This window comes from Bacteroidota bacterium, assembly GCA_016722375.1.
Lineage (GTDB): Bacteria > Bacteroidota > Bacteroidia > Chitinophagales > LD1 > Bog-950.
This window is the reverse complement of sequence record JADKJG010000016.1, coordinates 1-7,500: the sequence shown is the minus strand read 5'-3', so window position 1 is coordinate 7,500 and position 7,500 is coordinate 1. Positions and strand designations below refer to the sequence as shown.

Genomic DNA, 7,500 nt, shown 5'->3' with positions numbered 1-7,500 from the left:
GGATTGGCACCACAAGGATGGCACGTCGCGACTGCTGAAGAATGGTTGACACTACAAAACTTTTTAGGAGGACAAGAGGGTGTGGTTCAATCGCTTTGGAATTATCCGTCAATTGGAAACAATTCTAGTGGTTTTACAGCACTTACAGCAGGATATCGTGATCCAACTATGCCAAATCCAGAATCTCCTTGGCCAGATTTTGAAGGGCTTCAAAGTTATTATGCTAATTGGTTGACAAGTAGTAGTTCTTCTCCGGGGCCAGTGGGTTTATGTTACTGGCTAGACCCTTTTGATGGATCTGGAATGTCTGGTGCAGGTTATAACGAAGGTCATTATGTTCGTTGTGTCAAGGATTAATTTCTATTGTTTTTGATGTGCGTAAGGGATGGAAGCGTTAGCCCACAGCCACGACGTGTAAAGTAGCGTCGAGGACTTTAACATCTAACCCGACGGCTGTTTTTTATGTTTTTTGCTCGCAAGGGCGCTAAGGCGCAAAGATTAAGAATAGGAAAGTTATAGGCACAAATAAATTTACTACTTTTAGAAAACTTTGAAAGTCATCATCATGAAAAGATATTACTTCACCATAGCCGCAATCTTAGTTTTAGCAATCGGGATAACTTCTTGTTCCAACGAAGAAACCAAAACACAAAAGCAAATAGCTGCCCGACCAACGGTGCCAACACAAAATGGAGAAGTGCAAATCGGAACGCAAATTTGGATGACTAAGAACCTAAATGTTAGCCGTTATAGAAATGGCGACCCGATTCCGCAAGTGACGGATCCAACGCAGTGGGCGAGTTTGACTACAGGTGCTTGGTGTTATTACAACAACGACCCAACCAATGGACCGATTTATGGCAAATTATACAATTGGTTTGCGATTAATGACCCTCGAGGTTTAGCGCCAACTGGTAGCCATGTGCCTACTGATGCAGAGTGGACAACTTTGACCACCTTTTTGGGTGGAGAAGCTGTTGCTGGAGGCAAGATAAAATCAATTGGGACAACCCTTTGGCTTTCTCCGAATACCGGCGCCATAAACTCCAGTGGCTTTACAGGTTTGCCAGGAGGTGATCGCAACGCTCTTTCTACTGCGGGATTTGAAAATTTAAGTACCCTGGGTAATTGGTGGAGTTCCACGGAAGGAATTTCAACGGGCGCCTGGGATGTCCAAACAGTGTGGTTCGGTAGCATTGCTAGAAGAGTCCAATATGTTAAAATGTAGGTTTATCAGTGCGCTGCATTAAGGATTAGTGACTGCCTGCGTGAGGGATAGCAGCGGTTTTCCTTTGTGGCGGTGTTCGCCGCAAAAGATTGTAGCGAATAGCCCGACGGCTCGTAAAAAGGTTCATGAATTAGTGAAATGTTCTTGAGCCGGCACGCCCCACTACTTAAAATCGACCGATAACGAATTGACACAGTATCTTTGTCCAGTTTCCGTCGGTCCGTCATCGAAAACATGTCCAAGGTGGCTGCCACAATTCGCACACAAAATTTCTACTCGTAACATGCCATGCGTCGTGTCTTTAATATATTCTACTTTTCCAGGAATCGATTCGTCGAACGATGGCCAGCCGCAATGCGAATTGAATTTCGAATCACTTTTGAACAACGCCTCACCACACGCGCCACAACAATAGGTTCCTGCTTCGAAATGCAGGTTGTATTTTCCAGTGTGGGGAAATTCTGTTCCTTTTTGACGCAGGATTTTGTAGCGCTCGAGACCCAATTGCGCTTTCCATTCTTCTTCTGTTTTTGTTATTGGGTATTTCATGAGGTAGTAAATTGAATTGTTTTTTGAATAACGGCCGCATCTCCTAAAATCTTGCGATGCCTAAGTTTTGTGTAATCATCAATTCGCCATTTTTTAGATTTTGATGAATGTGATGCGCACAGCTGACAGGCACTTCATCATTTTCATCATGAATGACCAAAACTGGAATTGTAATTTCGGCTGCCGCGTGAAACGAGGAATAGCTATCCATCGTTCGATTGGATTTTTTCAAAGTGAATGCGCAACATGTCGCTGATTTTCGGATGAAGTTCGAGCTTTTTGACAAAGTCGTCCATATGTCCTTTACAATATCGCCACTTCCGATGATGGTTAATCGTTTGATTTGGAGTCCATCTTTGACCGCATTCAGTAATGCCATGCCGCCTAAAGAATGCCCTACTGCCGCTTCCAAACGGACCGAAATGTTTTTCTATTTCGATAATGGACGCAATAAACTCAGGCAGTAAGGTCGTGTTTCCTTGTGATTTTCCGTGCGCGGGCGCGTCGAAACTAACAATTTGATAGCCCAATTTTTGGAAGGCTTCGGCGAACTTCACGAGTTGCGTTCCTCTTCCAGACCAGCCATGAACTAATAGGATTTTTTTCAAACTGGAGCCAGAATGATAGGCAACAATTGACTTCTGAATTGATGGAATAGTCAATGTTTCTTGTCGACTATTCCGATCCATCTCTAATTCGCGTTTTGGAATCTTGTGTTTAATCGGAGAAGTAAACAATCTTGCGGCAAATAGCACTGTCAATTTTGTTGAAATAAACGACAAAAATTGACCAACCACGAGGATAATCTTAGGAATTTTCAAACTTTGGTTGGGTTTTTTGGTTTTCTTTGTCATTTCAATAAATTTTAATGCAAGGTATTGTTTTCTCTATTTTTTATTAAATTTAGAAGTCATAAATAAATTATAAAATGCAACATCAAACCCGAATTGTAATTGAAAATGTATTGCCGCAATTAGATGGTGGCGCGTTCGCAATCAAAAGAATTGTTGGACAAAAAGTAACCGTTACCGCGGACGTTTTTTCAGATGGTCATGACGTTATCGAATGTCAAGTAAAATACAAACATGAAAAAGATAAAAAATGGCAAGACGTTCGGATGCGACCTACAGAAAACGATGCGTGGACCGCGGAATTCAAAGTAGAAAAACAAGGAAATTATAGCTATTTTGTAGAAGGTTGGGTTGATTACGCTTTAAATTGGCAACACGGAACCGAACGCAAAATTCAAGACAATCAATACGTAAAATCTGAACTTTTGGAAGGTGCTGAATACGTCAAAGCAGTTCAAAAATTAGCAGATAAAGACGAAAAAGAATTTCTTAAAAAAGCAGCGGCCTATTTTGTCGATGAAAAAGAATATGACAAGCAATTGAAATGGCGATGTCGCAAGGATTAACTGCCATCTTCAAAATATCCAATCCTTTACATCGAAAACAAATCGGCGGAATTACAAATATATGTCGATCGCTAGAAAGCGCTGTTCAGCACTTGGTATGAGTTTTTTCCGCGTTCTGCTTCTCCTGTAAAAGGTAAACATGGGACATTTAAAGACTGTGAAAAATTATTGCCACGTGTCGCTGAGATGGGTTTCGATACTTTATATTTTCCTCCAATTCATCCCATCGGAGAAGTCAATCGCAAAGGAAAAAACAATGCGACAAACGCAGAACCAGGAGATGTGGGTTCACCTTGGGGTATTGGATCACAATATGGTGGACATAAAGCTACGCATCCTGAATTAGGATCGATAGAAGATTTTAAATCATTAGTCAAAAAAGCAAAATCATTGGGAATTGAAGTCGCTATGGACTATGCCTTACAAGCTGCTCCCGATCATCCCTATGTAAAAGATTTTCCACAATGGTTCAAATGGAGACCAGACGGAACAGTACAATACGCTGAGAATCCTCCGAAGAAATACCAAGATATTCAACCTATTTATTTTGAATCGACGGATTGGAAAAACCTTTGGAAAGAATTATTAGACGTCGCTTTATTCTGGATTGAAGAATGTGACATCAAAGTATATCGCGTGGATAATCCACATACCAAACCCTTTTTTTTGGGGTTGGTTGATTGCCGAAATCAAGAAAAAGCATCCCGATGTGTTGTTTTTAGCGGAAGCTTTCACACGTCCTAAAATTATGAATGAGTTGGCGAAACAAGGATTTAGTCAATCTTATACGTATTTCACTTGGAGAAATTCTAAAGCAGAGTTAACCGAATATGTAACCGAACTCACACAAACAGAACAAAAAGAATTTTACCGACCGAACTTCTGGCCGAATACGCCAGATATCAATCCGTTTGCTTTACAAAACGGAAACGAATCGGTGCATCTGCAAAAGTACTTTTTGGCAGCAACGTTAAGTTCAAGTGTCGGAATCTACGGACCGGTTTTCGAATACCGCGTTTGTGAACCGATGGCGCCCGGCAAAGAGGAATATCTCAATTCAGAAAAATACGAATACTATCACTGGAATTGGACGATTCAAAACAAATTAACGACACTGATTACGAGAATTAATGCGCTTCGCAACGAGCAAGCTTCCTTGCAACAAACCAATAATATTGTGTTTTGTAGCACGAATAACGAGCAAGTCATGGCGTATTATAAGTACGACGATGATTTGACCAACGAAACCTTGATGGTTGTCAGTTTGGATGCCTTCAATAACCAGCAAGCGATGGTGAGAATTCCAATGGAACAAATGGGGAATGAGCCGATAAAAGTACAAGACTTAATCACGGGAAATACGTATTACTGGGATAAAGAGTGGAATTTCGTAGATTTATCACCCGCTTTGCCATTTCATTTATTTAAAATTCAACGGTGATTTTTTCACCACATAGGAACATAGAAAAGTTGGAAAAAAATAGAAAATAGATTTTTGACATAGGCTATGTTCACTATGATAAAGCAACGCTCTTTTACTCCTAATAGAATCTATGAATCTATGTGGTAAAAGAGAATTAAAAAAATTGAAGCAATGAAAGACACTAAAATTAACGAAGATGAATTTCAAAATCCATTCGTATTCAAAACCGATTGGAAGCATGCCTTTGAAGATGAAGAGTTTGTAAAAGTTTTTACTTCGGATATTTTAGAAAACTACATAATCAACAAGCGTTGGTATGGTGGAAAAGCGAGTACATTAAAGTATATCGAAGTCGTGGAGTTTTTTAAAATGTCTTCTAAAAAAAATACCTATTATGGGGTTCTTTTAGAAGTCAATTTTAAAGAAGCTTTCTTTCAAAATTACTTCATGCCATTGTCTTTTATGGCAGAAGAGGAGTTAGATACGAATACCATTATTGCGCCCGTAATAATGAACGGACAAGATGGTTTTTAGTTGATGCACTACATCAAGAAGATTTTAGAAAATTACTATTCGATAAAATTGTATCGTCTGGAGACAAAAGCGATACCAAAGTTAAATTCCACAGAGGTGAAAAGCTAGAAGAAACCGAGTACAAAAGCTCTAAGTTTATGGGAGTCGAACAAAGTAATACTTCCATCATCTACAACAATACGCTAGTTCTAAAAATTTTTTAGACGTATTTACACCAGCACAAATCCAGATTACGAAATCGTCGTTTCCTAACAGAGCGAAGGATTTTCCCAGTTCACCCGCCTATACTGGAAGTATCAATGTAGCCTTATCTGAAGGAAATATTACGCTCGGAATGATGCAGGAATTGGTGCCCAACCAAGGGAGATGCTTGGCAATTTATGTTAGAGGAAACAGATCGTGGTATTCGAGAATCTCAAAACTAAAAAATAAAAATCAATAAGCTTCCAGATATCGATTTATTCAAGCGTCTAAAAATAAACGAAATTCCACATGAAATCATCGATTGGGCGGGCTTGAGTATTTTCATTCGCATTCACACTTTGGCGACACGCACAGCAGAAATGCACATTGCTTTGGGCGGCGACATTCATGATACCGCTTTCACACCTACAACATATAACGGCGACTATACCGTTTGGCTGAAAAATCGCCTGACTTACCAGTTTCAAAACAGGTTGAATATCCTTGAAAATAATTTACATAAACCTCGATGGACTAGCGCTTGAACTCGCCAATCAGTTTCTAGATAACAAAAAAAGAAATTAGAAAGTTGTTCCTCGATTTCGATTGGACGAAAATGAAATCCGAACGCATCCGAATACATGGTGATTACCATCTAGGGCAAGTGCTCGTCAATGGAGACGATTTTTATATCCTCGATTTTGAAGGCGAACCCGAAAGCACCATTCGCGATCGAAAAGTAAAACAACCGCCGCTCAAAGATGTGGCTGGCATGTTTCGATCGTTTCACTATTCGATTTATGCGACGATTTTTAACAACAAAGACAAGTATCCATACGAGCAAAAAGAACTGTTTCAAGCAGGTGAAATCCTGTTCAAATATTTCGTTGGTGTGTTTTTGCAAAACCTATACCGAAGTCGCGCAATCAGGTAATCTCAACATCGGCTACCGCAAGGAAATTGATTTCTTGTTGAAATATTGTTTGTTAGAAAAAGCGGTGTATGAGTTGGGCTATGAACTCAATTCTCGTCCACGATGGGCGGTGATTCCGCTGACAGGCATCGCGAGTATTATGGAGTTTGAAGGGAATTAAGAATTACGAATTACGAATTAGGAATTACGAGTTACGATGATTTTTAGGAGCTGGTTCCCGCTGTCCATTATATCTTTGCCGGCGAACACCGCCGCCAAAGGATGCCATTACCATCGGGGCTAGGGCTCGGATTACAAAAACAAAGTATTATGAAATTACAATTTCTAGTTTTATTAGCAAGTCTAACAACATTTTCGCAAACACTGGTTCCTGATCCAACTTTGGAAATAACGGTATTGGACGTGTCATATTCCCATCTGGATATTCCCAACCAACCTCAATGCAAATTCAAACGGATGGTAAAATACTGTGTGTGGTCACACCACTAGCAACTCTGGACATCAAGTTGGTATAACAAGATTTAATCAAGATGGAAGTCTCGACTAAAATTTCGGACTGATGGTATCGTAATTTTAGATAAAGATGTCATACCATCAGATAGATCATACGTCAGAATCGTCAATGATGATAAAATCATGGTGGTTTCTACTTCTAGACAAACCATTTCGTCTTATGATCGATTTTTAGTTGCACAATACAATAATGATGGAACTTTAGACTCAGAATTTGGTGATAACGGAATTACGCTGATTGACGGAACAGGATATCTTTATGGATTTGAAGTTCAAAGCGATGGAAAGTTAATTTTAATAGGAGAGTTTTATTCCTCTGGTCAGAGCGATTTTGGGATAGTTAGACTAGATGCCACAGGAAGTTTGGATACAACATTTGGACTTGATGGACGAACGGTAATAAACTTTGGGACAATAGCAAATCCGACTATCTTAACCACAGATTTCCCTACTTATTGTCAAATTTTGAATGACGGAAAAATTTTAATTGGAGGCAGCACAAATTCAACAACATATCAAGGATATGAATTTGCATTAGCAAAATTAGATCAAGACGGTAAATTGGATATTACTTTTGGTAATGAAGGGAAGCTAATTACCAGTTTTGGCATCAACAATGCGCAACTCAACACCGTCATGGTCAATGATAATGACGAGATATTCGCACCGGAGCAATTTATGGAGTTATCGATGCAGGCGCTAAAATTGGATTAGCAAAA

4 protein-coding genes and 3 pseudogenes (1 of these 7 only partly in view) are annotated in these 7,500 nt (G+C 39.6%); 5 read left to right on the top strand and 2 right to left on the bottom strand.

Features of this window, described 5'->3' with window-relative positions; genetic code table 11:
- Both IPP77_15940 and IPP77_15935 read left to right on the top strand, forming a co-directional pair.
- Positions 1-357 carry the 3' portion of a fibrobacter succinogenes major paralogous domain-containing protein gene (locus IPP77_15940; GenBank protein MBL0311089.1) on the top strand. 141 nt of this gene lie to the left of the window's left edge, so the window shows 357 of its 498 coding nt (coding positions 142-498); the start codon falls outside the window, past its left edge; its stop codon occupies positions 355-357.
- 208 nt (positions 358-565) lie between these two features.
- Positions 566-1,228: a fibrobacter succinogenes major paralogous domain-containing protein gene (locus IPP77_15935; protein ID MBL0311088.1), complete on the top strand. Its 663-nt coding sequence runs from the start codon at positions 566-568 to the stop codon at positions 1,226-1,228.
- 162 nt (positions 1,229-1,390) lie between these two features.
- On the opposite strand, the gene msrB is transcribed toward IPP77_15935, so the two are convergent.
- Together msrB and IPP77_15925 are read right to left on the bottom strand one after the other, a co-directional pair.
- Positions 1,391-1,777, bottom strand: coding sequence for a peptide-methionine (R)-S-oxide reductase MsrB (msrB, locus tag IPP77_15930; protein MBL0311087.1), 387 nt, complete (start codon positions 1,775-1,777; stop codon positions 1,391-1,393).
- A pseudogene (locus IPP77_15925) lies at positions 1,774-2,631 on the bottom strand (alpha/beta hydrolase). Before IPP77_15925 ends, msrB begins: the two are co-directional and overlap by 4 nt.
- 74 nt (positions 2,632-2,705) lie before the next feature.
- On the opposite strand from IPP77_15925, the pseudogene IPP77_15920 reads away from it, so the two are divergent.
- The 3 genes and pseudogenes from IPP77_15920 (at position 2,706) to IPP77_15910 (ending at position 7,495) form a co-directional block, all read left to right on the top strand.
- Positions 2,706-4,635 (top strand): annotated as a pseudogene (locus IPP77_15920) (alpha-1,4-glucan--maltose-1-phosphate maltosyltransferase).
- 153 nt (positions 4,636-4,788) lie between these two features.
- Positions 4,789-6,428 (top strand): annotated as a pseudogene (locus IPP77_15915) (trehalose synthase).
- A gap of 476 nt (positions 6,429-6,904) precedes the next feature.
- Positions 6,905-7,495, top strand: a complete 591-nt coding sequence (locus tag IPP77_15910) for a hypothetical protein (protein ID MBL0311086.1) — start codon at positions 6,905-6,907, stop codon at positions 7,493-7,495.
- Positions 7,496-7,500: the final 5 nt, after the last annotated feature.